The following is a 21,645-nucleotide window of genomic DNA, read 5'->3' as shown; positions in this document are numbered from 1 at the left end:
GATGTACATCGATGACCTTTCCTTCTGGTTCCCCATCTCATGAATAGTCTTCCCCAGCTCCGCATTCCCGCCACCTACATGCGCGGTGGTACCAGCAAGGGTGTGTTCTTCCGCCTGCAGGATCTGCCGGCCGCCGCTCAGCAGTCCGGCACGGCGCGCGACGCGCTGCTGATGCGCGTGATCGGCTCGCCGGACCCGTATGGCAAGCACACCGACGGCATGGGCGGGGCGACCTCGAGCACCAGCAAGTGCGTGATCATTTCTGAAGCGTCCGTTCCGGACCACGATGTGGACTACCTGTACGGCCAGGTGTCCATCGACACCGCGTTCGTGGACTGGAGCGGCAACTGCGGCAACCTCAGTACCGCAGTGGGTCCGTTTGCGATCAGCAACGGGTTGATCGACCCGTCGCGCGTCCCGCACAACGGCACCTGCACCGTGCGGATCTGGCAGGCAAACATCGGCAAGACCATCCTGGCCCACGTGCCGGTGGTGGACGGCCAGGTTCAGGAGATCGGCGACTTCGAGCTGGACGGGGTGACCTTCCCCGCGGCCGAGATCGCGCTGGAATTCCTCGACCCGTCCGACGACGGTGAAGGCGAGGGCGGTTCGATGTTCCCGACCGGCAACCTGGTCGATACCCTGGAGGTGCCCGGCGTGGGCAGCTTCCAGGTGACCATGATCACCGCCGGCATCCCGACCATCTTCCTCAACGCCGCCGACCTCGGCTACACCGGAACCGAGCTGCAGCCCGCGATCAACGACGACAAGGCCGCGCTGGCCCGGTTCGAGGCGATCCGCGCGCACGGTGCGGTGCGCATGGGGTTGATCGACCACATCGACCAGGCCGCCACCCGCCAGCACACGCCCAAGGTGGCATTCGTGGCGCCGGCGCAGGACTACGTGTCCTCCAGCGGCAAGCAGATCCGTGCCGGCTACATCGACCTGCACGCGCGCGCGCTGTCGATGGGCAAGCTGCACCACGCCATGATGGGCACCGCGGCGGTGGCGATTGGTACCGCAGCCGCCATTCCCGGCACCCTGGTCAACCTGGCGGCCGGGGGCGGCGAGCGCGGCGCGGTGACCTTCGGTCATCCCTCCGGCACCCTGCGCGTAGGCGCCGAGGCCCGCCTGGTCGACGGCCAGTGGACGGTGACCAAGGCGATCATGAGCCGCAGCGCCCGGGTGTTGATGGAAGGGCAGGTGCGGGTGCCGGCCGGCACCGTTTAATCGCGAATGATTCGGGCACCGCGTGGGACACGCATGGCGTGTCGCTACGCGGGTCGCCCCGGTAATGCGTAGCGACACGCCATGCGTGTCCCACGCACCCCGACCGCCAGCCTGTAACCCTGCGGTGCATAATGAAGCCCTTGTTCAAGGAGCGACATATGGGCACGGTCCGTCTGCGGAACTGGAAGGGAATCGCCGCGCTGGCGCTGGTCGCCGGGCTGGCACTGGGGATCAGCGGGTGCAAGCGCACCGACAGCGGGCAGCTGCCGGCCGCCTCCGGCGCGCCGATCGCGGCCAAGGCCGAGGCGGTCACCGGTTTCACCCTCCTGCGCGCCTTCCCTGACCAGAGCAGCGACGGCCTGTCGCTGGCGCTGGAGTTCTCCCGCCCGCTGGTCGGCACCCAGGACTTCGACAAACTGGTCCGCTTCGGCGAGAAGGTCGGCACCGAGGACAGCAGCTGGACCCTGTCCGATGACGGCAAGACCCTGCGCTACCCGTTCGTGGAGGCCGCCAAGGAATACACCTTGATCGTCTCCCCGGACCTGCTCGCCGCCGACGGCAGCCGGATCGGCAAGGAGCTGCGCCAGAAGGTGTTCACCGGCGAACTCAAGCCGGTGGCCGGCTTCGCCTCGCAGGGCAGCGTGCTGCCGGCGCGCGAGAGCCGCGGCCTGCCGGTGGTCTCGGTCAACGTGGGCGAGGTGGACGTGGAGTTCCTGCGCGTACGCGAGAAGGAACTGCCCGCCTTCTTCAGCCAGTACCAGCGCGGCGGCCGTCGCGGCAGCTGGGAGCTGGACAGCGAGTACGGCGACAAGACCCCGATGTCGCAGCTGGCCGAGCCGGTCTACGTCAACCGCTTCGTGCTCGGCGGCAAGCAGAACGAGCGCGTGCTGACCTACCTGCCGACCCAGGACATCAAGGAGCTGCAGGAACCCGGCCTGTACTTCGCGGTGATGAAGCGCAGCGGTTCGTTCGACAGTGAATTCGACACCGCCTTCTTCACCGTCAGCGACATCGGCCTGCACACCCGCGCCTACAAGGACACCCTGTTCGTGCACACGGCCTCGCTGCAGAGCGGCGCGGCGCTGAAGAAGGTCGACCTGCGGATCCTCGACGCCAAGGGCGAGGTGGTGCTCAAGGGCAGCACCGACGGCAACGGCAACGCGCTGCTCAACTACACCCTGGACGCGGGCCACGTGCTGATCGCCAGCAGCGGCCCGGACACCTCGATGCTGCCGTTCAACCAGCCGGCGCTGGACCTGAGCGAGTTCGCCGTGGCCGGTCGCGACAACGCCTGGTTCGATGTGTTCGCCTGGTCCGGCCGCGACCTGTATCGCCCCGGCGAAACCGTGCGCATCTCCGCGCTGCTGCGCGACAACGACGGCAAGCCGGTCAAGCCTCAGCCGGTCTTCCTGCGCCTGAAGCAGCCCGACGGCAAGACCTTCCGCGAAACCCGGCTGCAGCCGGGCGAGCAGGGCTACCTGAGCTTCGAGCAGACCATCCCGGTCGAAGCACCCACCGGGCGCTGGCAGGTCGAATTCCGCACCAACCCGGCCAGCAAGGAAGCGATCCAGGGCATGACCCTGCGCATCGAAGAGTTCCTGCCCGAGCGCATGAAGCTGGACCTGGACAGCGCGCAGAAGACCCTCAAGCCCGGCGAGCCGCTCAAGCTGCAGGCCGATGCGGCCTACCTGTACGGCGCGCCGGCCGATGGCAATCGTTTTACCGCGCGCTTGGCGGTGGCCGCAGAACAGTCGCCGGTGGAGTCGCTGCCGGGCTACTTCTTCGGTGACCCGACCCTGGAACTGCCGCGCGAAGCGCGCGATGTGATCGACACCGAATTCCCGGCCGACGGCAAACTGCGCCAGGACGTGGAGTTGCCCGCCGAGGTCAAGGCCAGCGCGCCGGTGGCGGTGGTGCTGTCCGGCAGCGTGTACGAGACCGGCGGCCGCACCGTCACCCGCACCCTGAAGCGGGTGATGTGGCCGGCCCCGGTGCTGGTCGGCGTGCGCCCGCTGTTCAACCCGGACGACGGGGCCGACGCCAACAGCAATGCGCGCTTTGAAGTGATGCGGGTGGACGCGGCCGGCAAGCCGCAGCCGGGCAAGGGCCTGAAGGTCACCCTGGTGCGCGAGCTGCGCGACTACCACTGGACCTTCAACGACAACCGCTGGGACTACGACTTCAGCCGTCGCTTCGAAAACAAGGACACCCGCACCCTCGACGCCGGCAGCGCGGCGGTGGGCGTGGACTTCCCGGTGGAGTGGGGCGAGTACCGGCTGGATGTGTTCGACCCGGCCACCGGGTTGACCAGCCGCTACCCGTTCCACGCCGGTTGGAGCTGGAACGACGAGAACCGCGGGCTGGATGCACGCCCGGACAAGGTCAAGCTGGGCCTGGACAAGACCGCCTACAAGGCCGGCGACAAGCTGCGCGTCACGGTCACCCCGCCGCACGCCGGCAAGGGCCTGCTGATGGTTGAAAGCGACAAGATGCTGTACGTGCAGGAGATCGACGCCAAGCCCGGCAGCACCTTCGACATTCCGGTCACCGCCGACTGGGAGCGCCACGACGTCTACATCACCGCGCTGGTGTTCCGCGGCGGCAGCGCCCCGAGCAAGATCACCCCCGCGCGTGCGGTCGGCGTGGTCCATGTGCCGATGGACCGCAAGGCACGCACCGTGGCCGTGGGCCTGTCCGCGCCGAAGCAGATGCGGCCGGAGCAGACCCTGCCGGTCACGGTCAGCGCACCGCAGCTGGCTGGCAAGCTGGCGCACGTGACGGTCTCGGCGGTCGACGTGGGCATCCTCAACATCACCCGCTTCCCGGTGCCGGACGCCTCTGCACACTTCTTCGCCCAGCGTCGCCTGGGCGTGGATGCGTATGACATCTACAGCCGCGTGATCGAAAGCTTCGACGGCAGCAGCGGCAAGCTCAAGTTCGGTGGCGACATGGCGCTGGCGGCGTTGCCGCAGGCCAAGCGGCCGACGGCGCGCGTGCAGACCGTAGACCTGTTCTCCGGTCCGGTGAAGCTGGACGCCAAGGGCATTGCCCGGATCGCGCTGAAGGTGCCGGACTTCAACGGCACCCTGCGGGTCTCGGCGCTGGTGTACTCCGACGAACAGTACGGCAAGCGCGACCTGGAAACCGTGGTGCGCGCGCCGATCCTGGCCGAAGCCAGCATGCCGCGCGTGCTCGCCCCGGGCGACCGCAGTACCGTCACCCTGGACGTGCAGAACTTCACCGGCACGCCTGGTGAATTCAAGGTGCAGGTCGATGGCATCGGTCCGCTAAGCCTGGGCGAGCCCAGCCGCACGCTCAAGCTCAACGCCGACGCCAAGAACACGCTCAGCTTCCCGCTGCAGGCGCGCGAAGGCTATACCGTGGCCAAGGTGCGGGTGCGGGTGGAAGGCAACGGCTTCAAGGTCGACCGCCGCTACGACCTGCCGGTGCGTGCCGCGTGGCCGCAGGTGCTGCGGGCGCAGACGCGCACGCTGGACCCGCTGGCCGACGTGGAGATGGGCGCCGGCCTGGCCGACGGGCTGATGGCCGATTCGGTCACCGCGCGCATGCTGGTCAGCGCGCTGCCGCCGATCCCGTTTGCCAGCGCCCTCAACGGTGCGTTGAACTACCCGTACGGCTGCGCTGAGCAGACCACCAGCAAGGGCTACGCCGCGCTGATGCTGGACGAGGCCACCTCGGCCATGCTCGGTGCCGACGGGCTGGATGCCAAGACCCGCCGCGAGCGCATGGAAGGCGCGTTCGGCCGGCTGGCCTCGATGCAGGTGGCCAACGGCAACTTCTCGATGTGGGGCGACGACGGCTACGTCAATCCGTGGCTGACCCCGTACATCGCCGAGTTCCTGCTTGATGCGAAGGACGCCGGTTTCGCGGTGCCCGACGGCGTGCTGCAGAAGGCGCTGAACCGGCTCAGCGAAGACCTGCTCTCCGGCGGCAACCAGTTCTACGGCGAAGACCGCCGCGAGAACCTGAAGTTCGCCAACCAGGCCTACTCCGGCTACGTGCTGGCCCGGGTCAACCGCGCTCCGCTGGGCACCCTGCGCGCGCTGTACGACAACGAGCGCAGCAAGTCGCTGACCGGCCTGTCGCTGGTCCACCTGGGCATCGCGCTGTCGCTGCAGGGCGACCACAAGCGGGGCGACGCCGCCATTGCGGCCGGCTTCGCCAAGCCGAGCAGCGAACGCCCGCAGTACTTCGGCGACTACGGCAGCGCCGTGCGCGACGACGCCTTGATGATCGCGCTGCTGCACGAGCGCAAGCTGGCCAAGCCCGCCTATGACGCCCGTGCGGTGGAACTGGGCCGTGCGCTGGATGCACGCCGCAACAACGGCTGGATGTGGCTGAGCACGCAGGAGCAGGTCGCCATCGCGCGCCTCGGCAAGGCGCTGGCCGCGAACCAGAGCAAGCAGGTGTCGGGCGAGCTGGCCATCGGCGGCGAGGTCGAAGCCATCGCTGCGCGGCGCATGTTCGGGCGCAGCTTCGACTACGCCGCACTGGACAAGGGCGTGCGCTTCAGTCCGAAGGGCGAGCCGCCGATGTTCGCCAGCCTGGAAGTGGCCGGCATTCCGCGCACCGCGCCGGAGCCGGACAACCGCACCCTGGGCGTGGAACGCAGCTGGTTCACCACCGACGGCAAGCCGTGGACCCCGCGCGCGTTGAAGGAAGGCGAGGCGCTGATCGTGCGGGTCAGCGTCACTCCCAACGTGGACATGCCCGACGCGCTGCTGACCGACCTGCTGCCGGCCGGCCTGGAAATCGAGAACTTCAACCTGGGCGATGCCAAGCAGTGGGCCGACGTGGTGGTGGACGGCCTGCGCGTGGAAGACCGGGGCGACGCGGCCACGCTGCGCCATGAAGAGTTCCGCGACGACCGCTACGTGGCCGCGCTCAAGCTGTCGCGTGGCAGCACCGCCAAGGTGTTCTACCTGGTGCGCGCGGTCACCCCGGGCACCTATACGGTGCCGCCGCCGCTGGTGGAAGACATGTACCGTCCCGACCTGCGTGGGGTGGGCCGCAGCACCCCGACCACCCTCACGGTGGTCCAGCCGTGAACATGCGCGGGCCCCGGCCGACGCCGGGGCCCGCCCGGTGGCGGCGATGGCTGTGGCCGGGCCTGCGCTGGGGCACGGCAGCGCTGCTGGCGCTGCTGCTGGTGCTGGACCTGGCGTTTCCGCCGCCGCTGCCGAAACAGCGCGACACCAGCACGCTGGTGGTGGCGGGCGACGGCACGCCGCTGCGCGCGTTCGCCGACGCGGACGGCGTGTGGCGCTACCCGGCCTCTGCAGACTCGGTGTCGCCGCTGTACCTGCAGGCGCTGCTCAACTACGAGGACCGCTGGTTCTGGCGGCACCCCGGGGTCAATCCCTGGGCGCTGCTGCGTGCCGGCAAGCAATGGGTGCTGGAACGGCGGATCGTCTCCGGCGGCTCCACCCTGACCATGCAGGTCGCGCGCATCCTCGACCCGCATACGCGCACGCCGTGGGGCAAGGCCAAGCAGCTGCTGCGTGCGCTGCAGCTGGAACTGCACCTGGACAAGGCGCAGATCCTGGCGCTGTACCTGGAACGCGCGCCCTACGGCGGCACAATCGAAGGGGTGGAGGCGGCCAGTTGGGCCTACCTGGGCAAACCGGCCGCGCAGCTGTCGCACGCCGAAGCCGCGCTGCTGGCGGTGCTGCCGCAGTCGCCCAGCCGGCTGCGCCCGGACCGTCATCCCGAAGCCGCGCAGGCCGCGCGCGACAAGGTGCTCGAGCGCATGGTCGCGCTTGGCGTGTGGTCGCGCGAAGAGGTGGACGACGCACGCATCGAGCCGGTGGTGACCCGCGCCCTGCAGCCGCCGCTGCACGCTGCGCTGCTGGCCCAGCGCCTGCATGCCGCGCAGCCACAGGCGGCGCGCATCCAGAGCACGCTCGACATCGGACTGCAGCGCACGTTGGAAGAGCGTGTGTCGTCCTACTTCTCGCAGTTGCCCGAGCGCACCTCGGCTGCCCTGCTGGTGGTCGACAACCGCACCCTGGAAGCGCGCGCCTATGTCGGCTCGGTGGCTTTCGGCGACAAGCAGCGGCTGGGCCATGTCGACATGGTCCAGGCCTGGCGCTCGCCGGGCTCCACGCTCAAGCCGTTCCTGTACGGCATGGCCCTCGACGACGGCCTGATTCATTCGGAAAGCCTGATGGTGGACGCACCACAGAGTTTTGCCGGCTACCGTCCGGGCAACTTCGACGCAGCGTTCAACGGCCCGGTCAGTGCCGCCACCGCACTGCGCCTCTCGCTCAACGTGCCGGCGGTGGACCTGCTCGACCGGGTGGGTTCTGCGCGTTTCGCCGCACGGCTGGCGCACGCCGGCATCACCCTGCGTTTTCCACGCGGCAGCGCGCCGAACCTGTCGCTGATCCTCGGCGGCACCGGGGTACGCCTTGAGGACCTGGTCGGCAGCTTCGCTGCGTTCAACCGCAACGGCATCGCCGGGCGCGTGCGTTACACCGCCGACGACGCGGCGATCGAGCGGCGGCTGATGTCGCCCGGCGCGGCATGGATCACCCGCGAAATGCTCGAATCCAACCCACGCCCCGGCTATGGCGCCGGTACCTTCGATGTCACCGGCCGCCCGCGCGTGGCCTGGAAGACCGGCACCAGTTACGGGTATCGCGATGCGTGGGCGATCGGCAGCACCCGTCATTACACCGTAGGCGTGTGGGTAGGGCGGCCGGACGGCACGCCGTTGCCCGGCCAGTACGGCGCGGTGACCGCGTTGCCGTTGATGTTCGAAGTGGTGGACAGCCTGCCGCGCCAGAGCGGTGATGCCGCCGCCGCGCCGCTGCCGGCCAGCGTCACTCAAACAGAGGTGTGCTGGCCCACCGGCGAACGTGCCGACAGCACGCCGCCGGCGCTGTGCCAGCGCCGCCTGCAGGCGTACGTACTGGACGGCGTGGTGCCGCCCACGTTCGCCGAGCGCGACGCGCGCCTGTGGCAGGCGGGGAGGGTGGCCTTCGAGGTGGACAAGCGCAGCGGCTTGCGGTTGTCACCGGAGTGCACGCTGCTGCATGAGGCAGCCCAGCGCGAAATCGCGCGGTGGCCGGCGCTGGTCTCGCCGTGGCTGCCGCTGGCCCAGCGCCGTGCCGCGCAGCTGCCGGCGCTGTCACCCGACTGCCGCGACGATGGCCGCAGCAGCGCCGGCAGCCTGCACATCGAAGGGCTCAACGACCGCGCCACCCTGGCCCGCGCACCCAACGCCGAACACGGCGTGCGCCTGCAGCTGCGCGCACTGGGCAGCGAGCAGGCGGTGGACTGGTTGTTGGACGACCGCTGGATCGCGCGCACCGAAGGCGCGCGTACCTTCCAGCGCGAGTTCGACCAGGCCGGCGAGCACACGCTCACGGCACTCGCCGCCGACGGCGCCTGGACCCAGGTGCGGTTCCGTGTGTTGAGGTAATCGGTGTACTGGCCAGCAGCCGGTGCCTATTCCTTTGGGTACACCGCCATCACCGCGCAGCCGGGACGCGCAAACCGCGGCGTATAAGAACGGCCATCGTTTTCGATGCCGCTGGGCTGCATCACGATGCGGTCGCCCGGATTGCCGCAGATCAGCCCGTTCTGGAAGCCGGACTGGAAGTCCACTTCGGTGGCGCCGGCAAGAATGCTGCAGCTGCTGCCCAACTCCACCCGGTAGAACTTGTGTCCACCGTTGCGGCGCGGGTTGGTTTCAACCACCACGCCGTTGGGGTCTTCGCTCCAGCCGCGCACGTTCCGGGTGGCGAAACAGAACTCCGGAGAACCCCGGAACGCTTGCCGTCTCTCGCTCGTCGCAGCGCCCTTGGCGGTGACGGTCACCGCCTCCAGCGTGGTCGCAAACTGGCGGCTGCTCTCGCGCGCCACTTCGGCAAAGCCGCGGTTGTCCAGCACACTGACCGCCGAAAGCGGGCAGCTGCGCCCGTCCACCACCAGCCGCTCACTGGGCCGACCACAGGCCCAGCCATCCGGCGCATCCAGCCGCACCTGTTCGGCGTCATTGACGCCCGGGCAGGCCGCTGCGAAATCCAGGCGGTAGGCCTGGCCGTTGCTGCCGAGAACGGCGATGGCATCCGGGTTGGCCTGCTCCATCTGGCGTACCGCGCGCGCATCCAGGCAATGCGGGGCAGGGGGCGTGCGCACTTCCGGCGCGGGCGCCGGCTGGGCCAGGGCGGTGGCGGAGGCGAACAGGGCCGCAACAAGCGGCGCACGAGACAGTGCCATGGTCACGATGCAGTCCTTGCAGTGGGATCGGCCCGACCATAGCACCCCCGGCAATGCGATTGCATTGCCGGGATATTACCGTGTGACGCTATTCTCCAATCCAGCCTTCCAGCAGGTCGGCAAACTCGTCGGCATGCTCTTCTTCCTGGGCCAGGATCTCTTCCAGGATGCGCTTGGTGGTGGTGTCGCGATCGCCAACGAAGTTGATCATCTCGCGGTAGCTGTCGATGGCGATGCGCTCGGCGATCAGGTTCTCGCGGACCATGTCGCGCAGGTCCTTGCCTTCCTTGTACTCGGCATGCGAACGCTGGGCCAGCGTGGCCGGGTTGAGGTCCGGTTCGCCACCGAGCTGCACGATGCGCTCGGCCAGCTTGCCCGCATGAGCCTGTTCCTGCTGCGCATGTTCCAGGAACTCGCCCTTTACCGCGTCGGCCAGCATGCCCTTGGCCATGAAGTAGTGCCGGTAGTAGCGCAGCACGCACACGTATTCGGTGGCCAAGGCATCGTTGAGCAGCTTGATCACCGCCTTGCGGTCGGCGCTGTAGGTGTCGGTGATCGCACCGTCATCGATGTTCTTCCGCGCCCGCGCGCGCAGCGTCGCGGTGTCGCTGATCCCGCTCGGTCGCGGCGCATCGGGGGAAGGCTTGGGTTGGGTCTTCGGGTTCTGCTTGGCTGGCTTTGACATGGCTGGCCGGTTTCCTTTGTTGCGGGAGTGTCAGCTGGGCAGGTGCTCCAGCACGTTCTGGGCCGAAGAGACCTCGAACTTGCCGGGCTCTTCGATGAAGGTTGCGCGGACCACGCCGTTTTCCACGTACAGCGCGAAGCGGCGCGAGCGCATGCCCATGCCGGAACTGCTGGCGTCCAGTTCCAGGCCGAGCGCGCGGGTGAAGTCGCCGTTGCCGTCAGACAGCAGCTGCAGCCCGTCCGGTACCTGCTGGCTGTCGCCCCAGGCCTTCATCACGAATGGGTCGTTGACCGCCATGCAGAACACGTCGATGCCGCGCTGGCGGAACTCGGCGAAGCGTTCAACGAAGCCGGGCAGGTGCTGCGCCGAGCAGGTCGGGGTGAATGCACCGGGCACCGCAAACAGAACCGCCTTGCGGCCATCGAACAGCGCCGTGGTGTCCAGGGTTTCCATCCCCTCGCGGATGCGCTTGAGGGTGACTTCGGGAATGCGGTCGCCAACGTGGATGGTCATGGGAGCTCCTGGTTCAAGGGCAGGGTAGACAGGGCCATGGGAGGGCCATGTCAAAACATTGAAAAGTGCCTGTTCATTCCCATTTCCTGCACCGTACCCCGGCCAGATGGCCGCTGCATTGCGCAGGATCATTCGCCGATCACGGCAGCGGGGCGGCCAGCCGCTAGAATTGCGCGCAGGGCCCCCGCCGGCGCGGGCGGCCGAACTTATTCGAGGTGTATGGATGGAATTCAAGGATTACTACGCCACCCTGGGTGTGGAACCCAGCGCAGGCGATGCCGAAATCAAGACCGCCTACCGCCGGCTGGCGCGCAAGTACCACCCCGACGTCAGCAAGGAGGCCGGCGCGGAAGAGAAGTTCAAGGCGGTCAACGAAGCCTATGAAGCGCTGCGCGACCCGCAGAAGCGCGCGGCCTATGACCAGCTCAAGGCCCAGGGCTACCGCCCGGGCGAAGAATTCCACGCCCCGCCGAACTACGGTGGCGCGCAGGGCTTCGACTTCGAGGAAGTGTTCGGCGGCGGCGCCGGTGGCGGTGGCTTCAGCGACTTCTTCGAAAGCCTGTTCGCGCGCCAGCGCGGCGGCGGTGGTGCGGGCCGGGCCAGTGGCTTCGGCGGCGCCGGCGCCGGTCCGCAGCCGGTGCGTGACACCCGCGCCAAGCTCTCCGTGCCGCTGGAAGCGGCCTACGGCGGCGACAGTCTGCGCATCACCGTCAATGGCAAGCAGCTGGACGTGCGCGTGCCCAAGGGCATCCGCCCCGGCCAGGTGATCCGCCTGACCGGGCAGGGCACCAACGGTGGCAACCTGCTGCTGGAAGTGGAATACGCCGCACACCCGCAGTTCGAGGTCGACGGCCGCAACATCCTGTACACCCTGGACGTCACCCCGTGGCAGGCCGCGCTGGGCACCTCGATCAGCGTGCCGACCCTCGGCGGGGCGGTGGAGTTGAAGGTGCCGGCCGGCTCCGATGCCGGGCGCAAGCTGCGACTGCGCGGCCGCGGCCTGCCGGGCAACCCGGACGGCGACCAGATCGTGGAACTGGAGATCATTGCCCCGGTACCGACCGACGACGCACAGAAGAAGGCGTACCGCAGCCTGGCCAAGGCGTTCGGCGAGAAGATCTAAGGGGCGGTACGCCGTAGCGCCGGGCTCTGCCCGGCGAACCGCCGATCAACCTGCCGGCGGCGTCTGTCCGCTGAAAACGCGCTCCAGCACTTCGGACAGCTCGTCCTCGGAGAACGGCTTGGTGATGTAGGCCTTGGCGCCCTGCCGCATGCCCCACATGCGGTCGGTGTCCTGGTCCTTGGTGGTCACCAGGATCACCGGGATGTGCTTGGTGGTCGCTTCGCGCGCCAGCGTACGGGTGGCCTGGAACCCGTTGAGGTTGGGCATCACCACATCCATCAGCACCAGATCGGGCAGCTCGGCCTTGGCCTTCTCGACGCCGGCGGCACCGTCCTCGGCGACCAGCGTTTCATGCCCCAGCTTTTCAACGATGCGTTTGATGCCCAGCTGCTGCACCGGTGAATCGTCAACGATCAGAATGCGTGCCATGTGGTTCCCCAAGTGATGCCGCAGTGTAGTGCCGCGCCTGTGTCAGCGTGAAGCATCCCCCGTGCCGTCCGTCGCCCCGCTGCAACGCTCAGTCGATCCGCACCACCGTGCGCCCGCGCGACCCACCGGCCAGCATCGCCTCGAACACGCCGGGCAACCCGTCCAGGCCCACCTCGCGGGTGCAGATCGTGTCCAGGTGCTGCGGCGCCCAGTCGCTGCCCAGCCGCTCCCAGACCTGCTCGCGCAGCGCACGTGGGGCCGAAGACGACGACACCCCGAGCAGCGACACGCCACGGATGATGAAGGGCATCACTGTCATGTCCAGCGCCGGGCTCGCTGCCAGGCCGGCGCTGACCACACTGCCGTAGGGCACTGTCTGCGCCAGCAGGCTGGCCAGCATCGGGCCTCCGGCGTTGTCCAGGCCACCGCCGAAGCGGGCCGACTCCATCGGCCGGGTGGTGGCCAGGACCTCGCGCGGCAGCACTTCGCGCGCGCCCAGCCCGAGCAGGTACCCGGCCTGGTCGGGCTTGCCGCTGATCGCATGCACCTCGAAGCCGGCGCGGCTGTAGATGTCCACCGCCAGCGAGCCGACCCCGCCGGTGGCCCCGGTGACCGCCAGCGGCCCGTGCGCTGGCGTGAGCCGGTTGTCGAGCATGCGCAGCAGGGCCAGCGCCGCAGTGAAGCCGGCGGTGCCGATCACCATCGCCTCGCGCGCGCCCAGCCCGGCCGGGCGGGCGATCACCGCGCTGGACTCCAGCCGCACGTACTGGCTGTAACCGCCGTCGCGGGTCTCGCTCAGTCCGCAGCCGGTGGCCAGCACCGCGTCGCCCTCGTGCCAGGCCGGGTCGGTGGAGGCCACCACCGTGCCGGCCACGTCGATCCCCCCGACCAGCGGGAACCGGCGCAGGATCCGCCCCTTGCCGGTGCCGGCCAGCGCGTCCTTGTAGTTCACCGACGACCACTCGGCCCGCACCACCACCTGGCCCGGCGCCAGCTGGTCCAGGCCGACGGACTCCAGCCCGCTGCGGTGGCCGGCCTCGTCCTGGTGGATGCGGAAGGCGGTGAAGCGGTCGGGGAGTGCCATGGGCAGGCCTTGGGAAGTGGGGGCTCCACCTTACCCGGCGGGCCCGGGCCGGGTGATGAATCGCGGCCTGCGACGCATTCGCCCTTCCAATCCTGTCGGCCAGCCCCATCTAGTAGAATCGAGCGGGATTCACGGTTGACGGTGCGGGACTGGCCCGCAGGCAACCTTATTACTGATGGAGCGTGCATGGCCTGGAATACACCCGGCGGCAACAAGGGCGGACAAGGCCCCGACGAGAATCGACGAGGGCCGTTCGGTCCCCGCGGTGGCAGCGGCGGTGGAAGTGGCTGGGGCGGTTTCCCCGGGCCGCTCAAGGACCTGTTCGATGGCGGCATCCTTCGCTGGGTGGTGGTGGCAGTGGTCCTGCTGCTGCTGTTCTCCAGCTTCCAGCTGATCGGCGAACAGCAACGCGGCGTGGTGCTGCGCTTCGGCCAGTTCTCGCGCATCCTGCAGCCGGGTCCGAACTTCAAGCTGCCGTGGCCGATCGAGTCGGTGACCAAGGTCAACGCGACCCAGATCAAGACCTTCAGCAGCGACGTGCCGGTGCTGACCCGCGACGAGAACATCGTGCGCGTGTCGCTTAACGTGCAGTACCGCATCGACGACCCGCGCCTGTACCTGTTCGGTTCGGTCGACGCCAACCAGGTGCTGGAACAGTCCGCGCAGAGCGCCGTGCGTGAGCAGGTCGGCCGTGCTGATCTCAACGCGGTGCTCAACAACCGCGGCCCGCTCGCGGTGGTCGCGCAGGAACGCCTGCAGGCCGCGCTCAAGGCCTACCGCACCGGCCTGGTCGTGACCGGCCTGACCCTGCCCGACGCCCGCCCGCCGGAGGAGGTCAAGCCGGCCTTCGATGAGGTCAACGGTGCCCAGCAGGTCAAGGAACGCCTGATCAACGAAGCCCAGGCCTATGCCGCCAAGGTCGTGCCGGAAGCCCGTGGCCAGGCCTCGCGCGCCCGTACCACCGCCGAAGGTTACAAGCAGGCCGCCGTGGCCCGCGCCGAGGGTGACGCCGAACGCTTCAGCCTGCTCCAGCAGCAGTACCAGGGCGCGCCGGAAGTGACCCGCAAGCGCCTGTGGCTGGAAACCGTGGAAAGCGTGCTCAAGGAGAACCGCAAGGTGATCGGCGGCGATGGCCGCCAGCTGATCTACGTGCCGATGCCCGACAACCGCGCAGGCGCTGCCGCCACCGGCAGCAGCACCCCGCTGGTGACCCCGGAAGTGATGATGCCGTCGCTTCCGGCCAGTACGCCGGTGGACGGCGTGCGCAACACCGAGCGCCCGACCACGCGACCGACCGGTCGTGAAGGAGCCATCCGATGAAGAGTTCGTTGTGGATCGGCCTGGCCGTTGCTGCAGTACTGGGCCTGCTGGGCTCGGTGTACGTGGTCCGTGAGGACCAGACCGCCATGGTGCTGAACCTGGGCAAGGTGGTGCGTTCGGACATCAAGCCGGGCCTGCACTTCAAGGTGCCGGTGGTGGAATCGGTGCGCGTGTTCGACCGTCGCCTGAAGGTGCTGGCCACCGCGCCGGCGCGTTACTTCACCGCCGAGCAGAAGGACGTCAGCGTCGACTTCTTCGCCATTGGCTACATCTCCGACGTGCGCGCCTACTACCGCGCCACCGGCGGCGATGCCAGCGTGGCCGACGCGCGCCTGGCACCCATCATCACCGACTCGCTGCGCAACCAGATCAACTCGCGCTCGTTGCAGCAGCTGGTGTCCGGCGACCGCAGCGAACTGATCGCCGGCCAGCTGACCGGCATCAACGAGGCGGTGAAGGGCCTGGGCATGCAGATCATCGACCTGCGCATCAAGCAGATCGACCTGCCGACCGACAGCCAGGTGATCAGCGACGTGTACGAGCGCATGCGCGCCCAGCGCAAGCAGGAAGCGGCCAAGCTGCGGGCAGAGGGTGAAGAGCAGTCGCTCACCATCCGCGCCCAGGCCGACCGCGAAAGCACGGTGATCGTGGCCGAAGCCGAACGTGACGCCCAGCGCCTGCGCGGTGCCGGCGACGCCGAGGCGGCCCGCATCTACGGCAAGGCCGGCTCGGCCGATCCGTCGTTCTTCTCGTTCTACCGCAGCCTGGAGGCCTACCGGAACTCCATGACCGACGGCAACGGGGTGATCGTGCTGGACAAGAACGACCCGTTCCTGCAGTACATGAAGAACGACCGCTGACCGCCGGTTGAACCCGCCACCCCACGGGGTGGCGGCCGACCCCGGAAACCCGGATAATGCACAAAAGCCGGACGGGCCTCCCCGTTCGGCTTTTTCCGTGTCTGGGCCTGCCAGCGCCGACCGCTCCCCGATTGGAGCCGTCACTTCCGCGCCGGCCGACCCTGCTACGGTTTACCCGTCCGCGGCCCCGATGGCCGCAACAATTCGAGGAGCCCGTCATGGGTCAGTCTGTCGTAGTGCTTGGTGCCCAGTGGGGCGATGAAGGCAAGGGCAAGATCGTCGATCTGCTTACCGAGGAAATCGGTGCCGTAGTGCGTTTCCAGGGCGGCCACAATGCCGGCCACACCCTGGTCATCAATGGCAAGAAGACCGTCCTGCACCTGATCCCGTCGGGCATCCTGCGTGACGATGCGCTGTGCCTGATCGGCAACGGCGTGGTGATCTCGCCGGCCGCGCTGCAGAAGGAAATCGCCGAGCTGGAAACCTCCGGCGTTGAAGTGCGTTCGCGCCTGAAGATCTCCCCGGCCGCGCCGCTGATCATGCCGTACCACATCGCCCTGGACCAGGCGCGCGAACGCGCCGCCGGCGGCAAGGCGATCGGCACCACCGGCCGTGGCATCGGCCCGGCGTACGAAGACAAGGTGGCGCGTCGCGGCATCCGCATCGCCGACCTGCATTACCCGGCCCAGCTCGAAGAGCTCCTGCGCACCGCGCTGGATTACCACAACTTCGTGCTGACCAAGTACCTCAACACCGACGCGGTCGACTTCCAGAAGACCTTCGACGAAGCGCTGGCGTTCGGCGAATACGTGCAGCCGATGAAGTCCGACGTGGCCGGCATCCTGCACGACCTGCGCAAGCAGGGTAAGCGCGTGCTGTTCGAAGGCGCGCAGGGCGCCCTGCTGGACATCGACCACGGCACCTATCCGTACGTCACCAGCTCCAACACCACCGTGGGCGGCGCACTGGCCGGCACCGGCGTCGGCGCGGATTCGATCGACTACGTGCTGGGTATCGCCAAGGCCTACGCCACCCGCGTCGGCGGTGGTCCGTTCCCGACCGAACTCGACGACGAAGTCGGCCAGGGCATCCGCGACCGCGGTGCCGAGTACGGCGCTTCCACCGGCCGTCCGCGTCGCTGCGGCTGGATGGACATCGTCGCGCTGAAGCGTGCGGTGGCCATCAACGGCATCAGCGGCCTGTGCATCACCAAGCTGGACGTGCTCGACGGCATGGAAAAGCTGAAGGTCTGCATCGCCTACGAATACAACGGCAAGCGTACTGAATACGCCCCGCTGGACGCGCAGGGCTGGGAAGACTGCACCCCGGTGTACCTGGAGTTCCCGGGCTGGAGCGAGAACACCCACGGCATCACCGACTGGGAAAAGCTGCCGGCTGCCGCCCGCGCCTACCTGCGCGCCCTGGAAGAGCTGGCCGGCTGCCCGATCAGCATCGTCTCCACCGGCCCGGACCGCGACCACACCATGGTCCTGCAGGACCCGTTCGCCTGATGGCGTGACGCAGGCCCCGGCGTTCAACGCCGGGCCCTGCCCACCGCCGGTAGAGCCAGGCCCTGCCTGGCTGGTAGAGCAGGGCCATGCCCGGCTGGTAGTGCCGGGCTCTGCCCGGCAAGGAAGCCCCGCGAAAGCGGGGCTTCTGCTTTTCCACCCGGGCCGCTTGAACATGCCCAAATTGGGCATTAATATGCCCAATATGGGCAACTCAATCCCCGCCACCGCAGGGCCATCCCCAAGATCCAGTCTGGCCGATGCCCTTTTCACCCAAACCCAGCAGCGCATCCTCGGCCTGCTCTTCGGCCAACCCAATCAAGATTTCGCGGTCTCACAACTGATCACAGCCACCGGCAGTGGCTCCGGCGCCGTCCAGCGCGAACTCGCCAAGTTGACCGCTGCCGGTCTGCTGAACATTCGTCGCTCGGCAAACCAGAAGCGCTATCAGGCCAACCCTGAGGCGCCCATCTACAACGAACTCGTCTCGATGATCCGCAAGACCGTCGGACTTGCCGGTCCGCTCAAAGACGCATTGCTCCCCATCTCAGCCGACATCCTTGTCGCGTTCGTCTACGGCTCGGTAGCCAAACAGAGCGACACCGCACGAAGCGATATTGATCTGATGATCGTTTCCGAAACATTGGGCTATGCAGACGTCATGCAGCACCTGGAAAATGCGCACCAAGCGCTAGGACGCCCAATCAATCCCACGATCTATTCGCGCCATGAATGGAGCGCACGTACTCAAGAAGAAAATTCCTTCTTGATGCGCGTGCTTGCCCAGCCGAAAATCTGGGTCATCGGAGGCGAGCATGAACTCAGCGCTGCACAACCTGGCGCACTCCGCATCTAAGCGATCGTTTCGTTTTCCCGCAGAACAACACAGGCAAGGAGGCCACATGGCTGGCAGGAATTTCGGGCTCACCAACATCTATCTGAAGTTGGGGCTGGGCATGATGCTTTTGGGAGCGCTGATCTTCGCGTTGGGGCTGGTGCTCGGCCCGCGCATGGGCCAGTTCCCCTGGCTGGCCAACATCGCCCTGGTGCTGATTCCCGGCGGCGTCGTGGTGTATGTGATCGGCCGCATCGCCAAGGCCATTGGCGGGCTGCGCGCCAACCCCTGACCGCAGGTCCCTGACTATCCACCCGGCCGGATTTCGGCGATGCTCGTCCCATCACAGGGGGCGACATGGACAACAAGGACAGGGACAGCATCATCGGTGACGTGCCTGCGACCGGGCAGCTGGGCGGCACGGTTGCCGTTGCCGGCGAGGTCACGCCCACCGACTGGTCGGTCCTGCCCGTGGTCAAGGGCAGCGAAGATTCCGTGGTGATGGAGCTTTGGCGCCTGCTGAAGCAGGAGCCGGCGCTGATCGTCAGCGCGGGGTACGTGTTGCTGTCGCTGCTCGGCCTGTGGTCGAGCTACTTCTTCTACCTGCGCTTCAACCTTTCGATCCTGGACTACCTGCAGATCAGCGACTTCCTGGTCGCAGGCCTGCGCGACCCCATGTACGCCGGCATCCTGGCCGGTGGCATCTTCCTGGCGGTGGTACTGGGCTGGCCGGACACCCTGCGTCGGCGCAATCCGGCCAGGGTGGAAGCGCTGCGCGCGCGACACTGGGGCTGGCGAATACTGTTCTCAAAGTCGCCGCTGACCAGTTGGGATACTTCAGGCATGCGGCCGTTGACCGGTCTGACCATCGCCGTGGTGTTCTTCATGGCCATCGGCGCGGCCCAATACTCGATGAAGAAGGCCGACGACATCCGCGATAACGGCGCGGGTGCCACGGTAACCGTGCACCTCAACGGTGATGCAGCACCCTTCAAGGAGCAGGCGCGCCTGCTTGGCAGCAGCAGCGCCTTCGTGTTCCTGTGGTGGCCGGAGGAGCGCCGCGCCGAGGCACTGCCCATTTCAGCGATCAAGCGCCTGCAGTCGGTGGTGCTGCCGGCCAAGTCGACCGCCGCTCCCCCGGTCAGCGCATCTCGAACGAATACTGCAGCGGAATAGTCACGTTGCGCAGCGTGTCGCGTACGTCGATCGCCACCGTCCAGTCATCAGGTGGACCTCAGCGTCAAGAGCCCGCCGTGGGGGCATCTGCGTCGGTCTCGATGCGGTGGATCCGGCCGTTCTCGATTTCCCAGATCGCGTCTTCGCCGGTGACCACCACCATTGGCGTCCGGGCCCACAGGCTCCAGTAGACATGCGCTTCGGTGGGCGTGGCGTCGAGCATGTGGGTCACCATCATGGCCGCCACCTTCGCGCCATGCGTTGACGGGGCCCGATTCAGTTGGATGCAACTGCGGGTGAAACCGCGGCTGGCGGTGATCTGGCCGCCGGCGATTTCCAGGCGGTGGCTGCCACCCAGCGGTACCGCCGTGGGCGAAGTGGTGCCCGGCAGCAGATACACCGTCCAGCGGTCGTCGCCCCCAGGCAGCACCACGCTGTTGTAGGACTTGGCGCAGGAAGCGACCTGTGCGGTCATCGCCAGGTTGCGGGCAGCGGCGGCGCCGGCCTCATAGGGGCTCAGCGCGGCAGGCACCGGCAGTACCTCAACCGGACCATCGATACTGCCATCGGGCAGGACCTCGACCCTGTAAAGCACAGCAGGCGCCGCATCGATGTAACTGACCCGATAGCGTCCGTCGTGCTCTTCGGTTATCCAGCCTCGCACGCGTTTGTCTTTGCGGAAGGCACGATGCTGGGCAACCAACGCGTCGGTGGCGCGCTCGGCCGCCAGGTCGTGGAGGAAAATCGCCCGGCCACGCTGCTCAGCCTTTGCCAGAGCATCAGCGGTTTCGTTTGCGCTCGATGGCGGTGTCTGCGCCGGTGCGGGCAACGTGTCAGCAGCCTGTGCAGCCGGAACGGCGACCAGCAGCGCCAACACCAACGGAAATAGATGCCTCATGGGAGTCGCGATCATTTCATTTCAAAAGACGATTTCAGCGGGATGCTGACATTGCGCAGGGTGTCGCGCACGTTGATCGCCACCGTCCAGGTACCCTTGGGGTCGCCGGCTTCGGCCGTGAACTTCACGCCCACCGTGGACAGGTAGACCAGCTTGGGATCGGTCTCAAGCTTGGTGACGAAGCAGGGCAGGTCACGCTCGTCGCCGCTCAGGCTGCCGTCGGGTTGGCTGATGCGCAGGTCGCAGCGCACCTGGGTCATGCCGTCTGCATCCAACATCGGATTGGACAGGAACGAGAGGATGTAGAGCGAGCCGCCTTCCGTGACCTCGTTGGCCAGGTCGAAGTGCGGCGCCACCTCGGGCGGGCTCTCCCACTTCTGCTGCCAGTCCGGATCGGCCGTGATCACCAGCGAGGCCGAAAAGCCTTCGCTGGCCTGCGTGGCCGAAGCGCCCGGCAGGGCAGTGCCCGGTGCGTTGCCCGGCGCCGATTGGGCCAGTGCCGACAACGGCGACAGCAGGGCTGCGAAGGCCAACGTGCGTGCGAATTTCATGAAGCGTACTCCCCCGGGTAGCCGCGTCCTGCGGTGATGCCCGGAGTATCGCCGATTCGAGGCACGGCGCGTCAACATCGGGCAGGAAGGCTTGAGTGAGCCCGTTTCGGCGATAGGCGAAATGAACTTCTCATTCCTGGGCCGCGCATGCACGGTAACTGGCTCTGGTGCCAGTCGCCGATCTTTAGAGCATGCAAATGGCAATCCCCGTGCTGGGCGAAAAAAGGTCTGGCTTGTGTCACCGTCATGGAAGGGTGACTGCGACTTTCATGTACAAAGATCTGCCGTTCCGCGACGGTCGCGGCGGGGCGCGCCACGTGCTGGTCGGCGCTTGCGATGTGTGCGGTGATGCGATTGTCATTCCTGCGCAGTCCACGCCACAGATTGCTGCGGCACGTAGAAGCGTGGAGTAGGTGTCGGTTCGACTGCGGCATGGTGTTAAATGCGTCGCACCAAAGATGCTGCCTACTGAAGTTCGCATATCATTCGGAACATTCGATTGGTCATCGCCGGTCGCATCAACCAAGCTGTGCTCTGGAGACTGAAATCTCCGCGAACGAGTTGAAGTAGGAACTTTCTGCGTCGGGAGGGTGGCGCCATAAAACACCCCCGGGGAAAACGCCGCTCCGTATCGTTTGCACGGATTTCAGCCTCCCGACTCCCTCGCCATCCCGGCGAGGGACATCTTCCGTTGGAGGTGGCATATGCATGTTTCGAAGGTTGTTGCGCCTGTCAGTGCGGCCGGTGTGCATGGGTTGTACTGGATCAGGCCGGTGAGTTTGAAGATCCGCGCGCTGTATGACTGGCGTTCGGGAGCGAAGGGGGAGGAGTTGTGTGTTCCTTCGTTGTTTCTGCGCGGCATGTGGATGAGCATGGCGGGGTTGGAAGTGGGGAGCCGGGTGGTTGTGTCGATCGGGCCGGGGCGGGTGGTGTTGACGTTGGCGCATGCGCCGGAGGGGGCGGAGTCGCGGCTTGCTTCACGGCGGACGGTGCTGCATGCCCTGGCGATGCGGCGGAAGTCGAATGCGGTGCTGGGAGTGGCGGCGTAGCGGGTGCCCGGAACGACGACGGGGTGCCGGGTTTGCCGACACCCCGTGGTTTTGGGGAGATGCGAAAGCCTGATTCGATTTGGGTCCATGCGTTAAAGAGCGTGGACGGCATATCGGCGGTTGTTTGGGAACCAACC

At 67.4% G+C, this 21,645-nt stretch carries 18 protein-coding genes; 11 read left to right on the top strand and 7 right to left on the bottom strand.

The genetic code is table 11. The annotated features are described in order from the left end of the window. Positions 1-39 precede the first annotated feature (39 nt). From prpF to pbpC, 3 genes are all read left to right on the top strand, one after another. Complete coding sequence (gene prpF, locus HGB51_RS05945; RefSeq protein WP_070207117.1) at positions 40-1,230, top strand: 2-methylaconitate cis-trans isomerase PrpF; 1,191 nt, start codon at positions 40-42, stop codon at positions 1,228-1,230. A gap of 158 nt (positions 1,231-1,388) precedes the next feature. After that, entirely contained in the window at positions 1,389-6,299 is a 4,911-nt protein-coding gene (locus HGB51_RS05940) for an alpha-2-macroglobulin family protein (protein WP_070207116.1), read from the top strand. 2 nt (positions 6,300-6,301) lie between these two features. Beyond that, entirely contained in the window at positions 6,302-8,677 is a 2,376-nt protein-coding gene (gene pbpC, locus HGB51_RS05935) for a penicillin-binding protein 1C (RefSeq protein WP_070207115.1), read from the top strand. Between the two features lie 26 nt (positions 8,678-8,703). Here the strand turns inward: pbpC and HGB51_RS05930 are convergent, their stop codons facing one another. The 3 genes from HGB51_RS05930 to HGB51_RS05920 all read right to left on the bottom strand — a co-directional run bounded on the left by HGB51_RS05930 (position 8,704) and on the right by HGB51_RS05920 (position 10,675). Further along, complete coding sequence (locus HGB51_RS05930) at positions 8,704-9,477, bottom strand: hypothetical protein (protein WP_141739072.1); 774 nt, start codon at positions 9,475-9,477, stop codon at positions 8,704-8,706. Between the two features lie 88 nt (positions 9,478-9,565). Then, a complete protein-coding gene (locus tag HGB51_RS05925; protein WP_084738882.1) occupies positions 9,566-10,162 on the bottom strand; it encodes a ferritin-like domain-containing protein in 597 nt (198 codons plus the stop codon). Positions 10,163-10,192: 30 nt separating this feature from the next. After that, complete coding sequence (locus tag HGB51_RS05920; RefSeq protein ID WP_070207114.1) at positions 10,193-10,675, bottom strand: peroxiredoxin; 483 nt, start codon at positions 10,673-10,675, stop codon at positions 10,193-10,195. Between the two features lie 223 nt (positions 10,676-10,898). Here HGB51_RS05920 and HGB51_RS05915 point away from each other — a divergent pair, with 223 nt between their 5' ends. After that, complete coding sequence (locus HGB51_RS05915) at positions 10,899-11,798, top strand: DnaJ C-terminal domain-containing protein (protein ID WP_070207113.1); 900 nt, start codon at positions 10,899-10,901, stop codon at positions 11,796-11,798. A gap of 45 nt (positions 11,799-11,843) precedes the next feature. Here the strand turns inward: HGB51_RS05915 and pilH are convergent, their stop codons facing one another. After that, positions 11,844-12,227: a twitching motility response regulator PilH gene (gene pilH / locus HGB51_RS05910; protein ID WP_070207112.1), complete on the bottom strand. Its 384-nt coding sequence runs from the start codon at positions 12,225-12,227 to the stop codon at positions 11,844-11,846. 88 nt (positions 12,228-12,315) lie between these two features. Continuing rightward, a complete protein-coding gene (locus HGB51_RS05905) occupies positions 12,316-13,311 on the bottom strand; it encodes a YhdH/YhfP family quinone oxidoreductase (RefSeq protein WP_070207111.1) in 996 nt (331 codons plus the stop codon). Positions 13,312-13,497: 186 nt separating this feature from the next. On the opposite strand from HGB51_RS05905, the gene hflK reads away from it, so the two are divergent. From hflK to HGB51_RS05875, 6 genes are all read left to right on the top strand, one after another. Then, entirely contained in the window at positions 13,498-14,631 is a 1,134-nt protein-coding gene (gene hflK / locus HGB51_RS05900) for an FtsH protease activity modulator HflK (protein ID WP_070207110.1), read from the top strand. Next, on the top strand, positions 14,628-15,491 hold the full coding sequence (gene hflC / locus HGB51_RS05895) for a protease modulator HflC (RefSeq protein ID WP_070207109.1): 864 nt from the start codon (positions 14,628-14,630) through the stop codon (positions 15,489-15,491). The genes hflK and hflC overlap by 4 nt, the downstream gene beginning before the upstream one ends. Before the next feature lie 218 nt (positions 15,492-15,709). Further along, a complete protein-coding gene (locus HGB51_RS05890; RefSeq protein ID WP_070207108.1) occupies positions 15,710-17,002 on the top strand; it encodes an adenylosuccinate synthase in 1,293 nt (430 codons plus the stop codon). A gap of 193 nt (positions 17,003-17,195) precedes the next feature. Further along, a complete protein-coding gene (locus tag HGB51_RS05885; RefSeq protein ID WP_246233409.1) occupies positions 17,196-17,855 on the top strand; it encodes a transcriptional regulator in 660 nt (219 codons plus the stop codon). Positions 17,856-17,901: 46 nt separating this feature from the next. After that, entirely contained in the window at positions 17,902-18,126 is a 225-nt protein-coding gene (locus tag HGB51_RS05880) for a hypothetical protein (protein ID WP_070207107.1), read from the top strand. 65 nt (positions 18,127-18,191) lie between these two features. Further along, entirely contained in the window at positions 18,192-19,010 is an 819-nt protein-coding gene (locus HGB51_RS05875; RefSeq protein ID WP_070207106.1) for a hypothetical protein, read from the top strand. A 64-nt stretch (positions 19,011-19,074) separates the two neighbouring features. On the opposite strand, the gene HGB51_RS05870 is transcribed toward HGB51_RS05875, so the two are convergent. Next, positions 19,075-19,923 carry a hypothetical protein gene (locus tag HGB51_RS05870; protein WP_141739071.1) on the bottom strand — a complete coding sequence of 283 codons (849 nt, stop codon included), beginning with the start codon at positions 19,921-19,923 and terminating at the stop codon, positions 19,075-19,077. Continuing rightward, positions 19,920-20,459 carry a hypothetical protein gene (locus HGB51_RS05865; RefSeq protein WP_070207104.1) on the bottom strand — a complete coding sequence of 180 codons (540 nt, stop codon included), beginning with the start codon at positions 20,457-20,459 and terminating at the stop codon, positions 19,920-19,922. Before HGB51_RS05865 ends, HGB51_RS05870 begins: the two co-directional genes overlap by 4 nt. Positions 20,460-21,163: 704 nt before the next feature. Between HGB51_RS05865 and HGB51_RS05860 the strand changes: the two genes are divergently transcribed. Continuing rightward, a complete protein-coding gene (locus HGB51_RS05860; RefSeq protein WP_171966756.1) occupies positions 21,164-21,508 on the top strand; it encodes a SymE family type I addiction module toxin in 345 nt (114 codons plus the stop codon). Positions 21,509-21,645: the final 137 nt, after the last annotated feature.

Source organism: Stenotrophomonas bentonitica, assembly GCF_013185915.1.
In the GTDB taxonomy this organism is placed as follows: domain Bacteria; phylum Pseudomonadota; class Gammaproteobacteria; order Xanthomonadales; family Xanthomonadaceae; genus Stenotrophomonas; species Stenotrophomonas bentonitica.
This window is presented reverse-complemented; position numbering and strand designations above follow the sequence as displayed.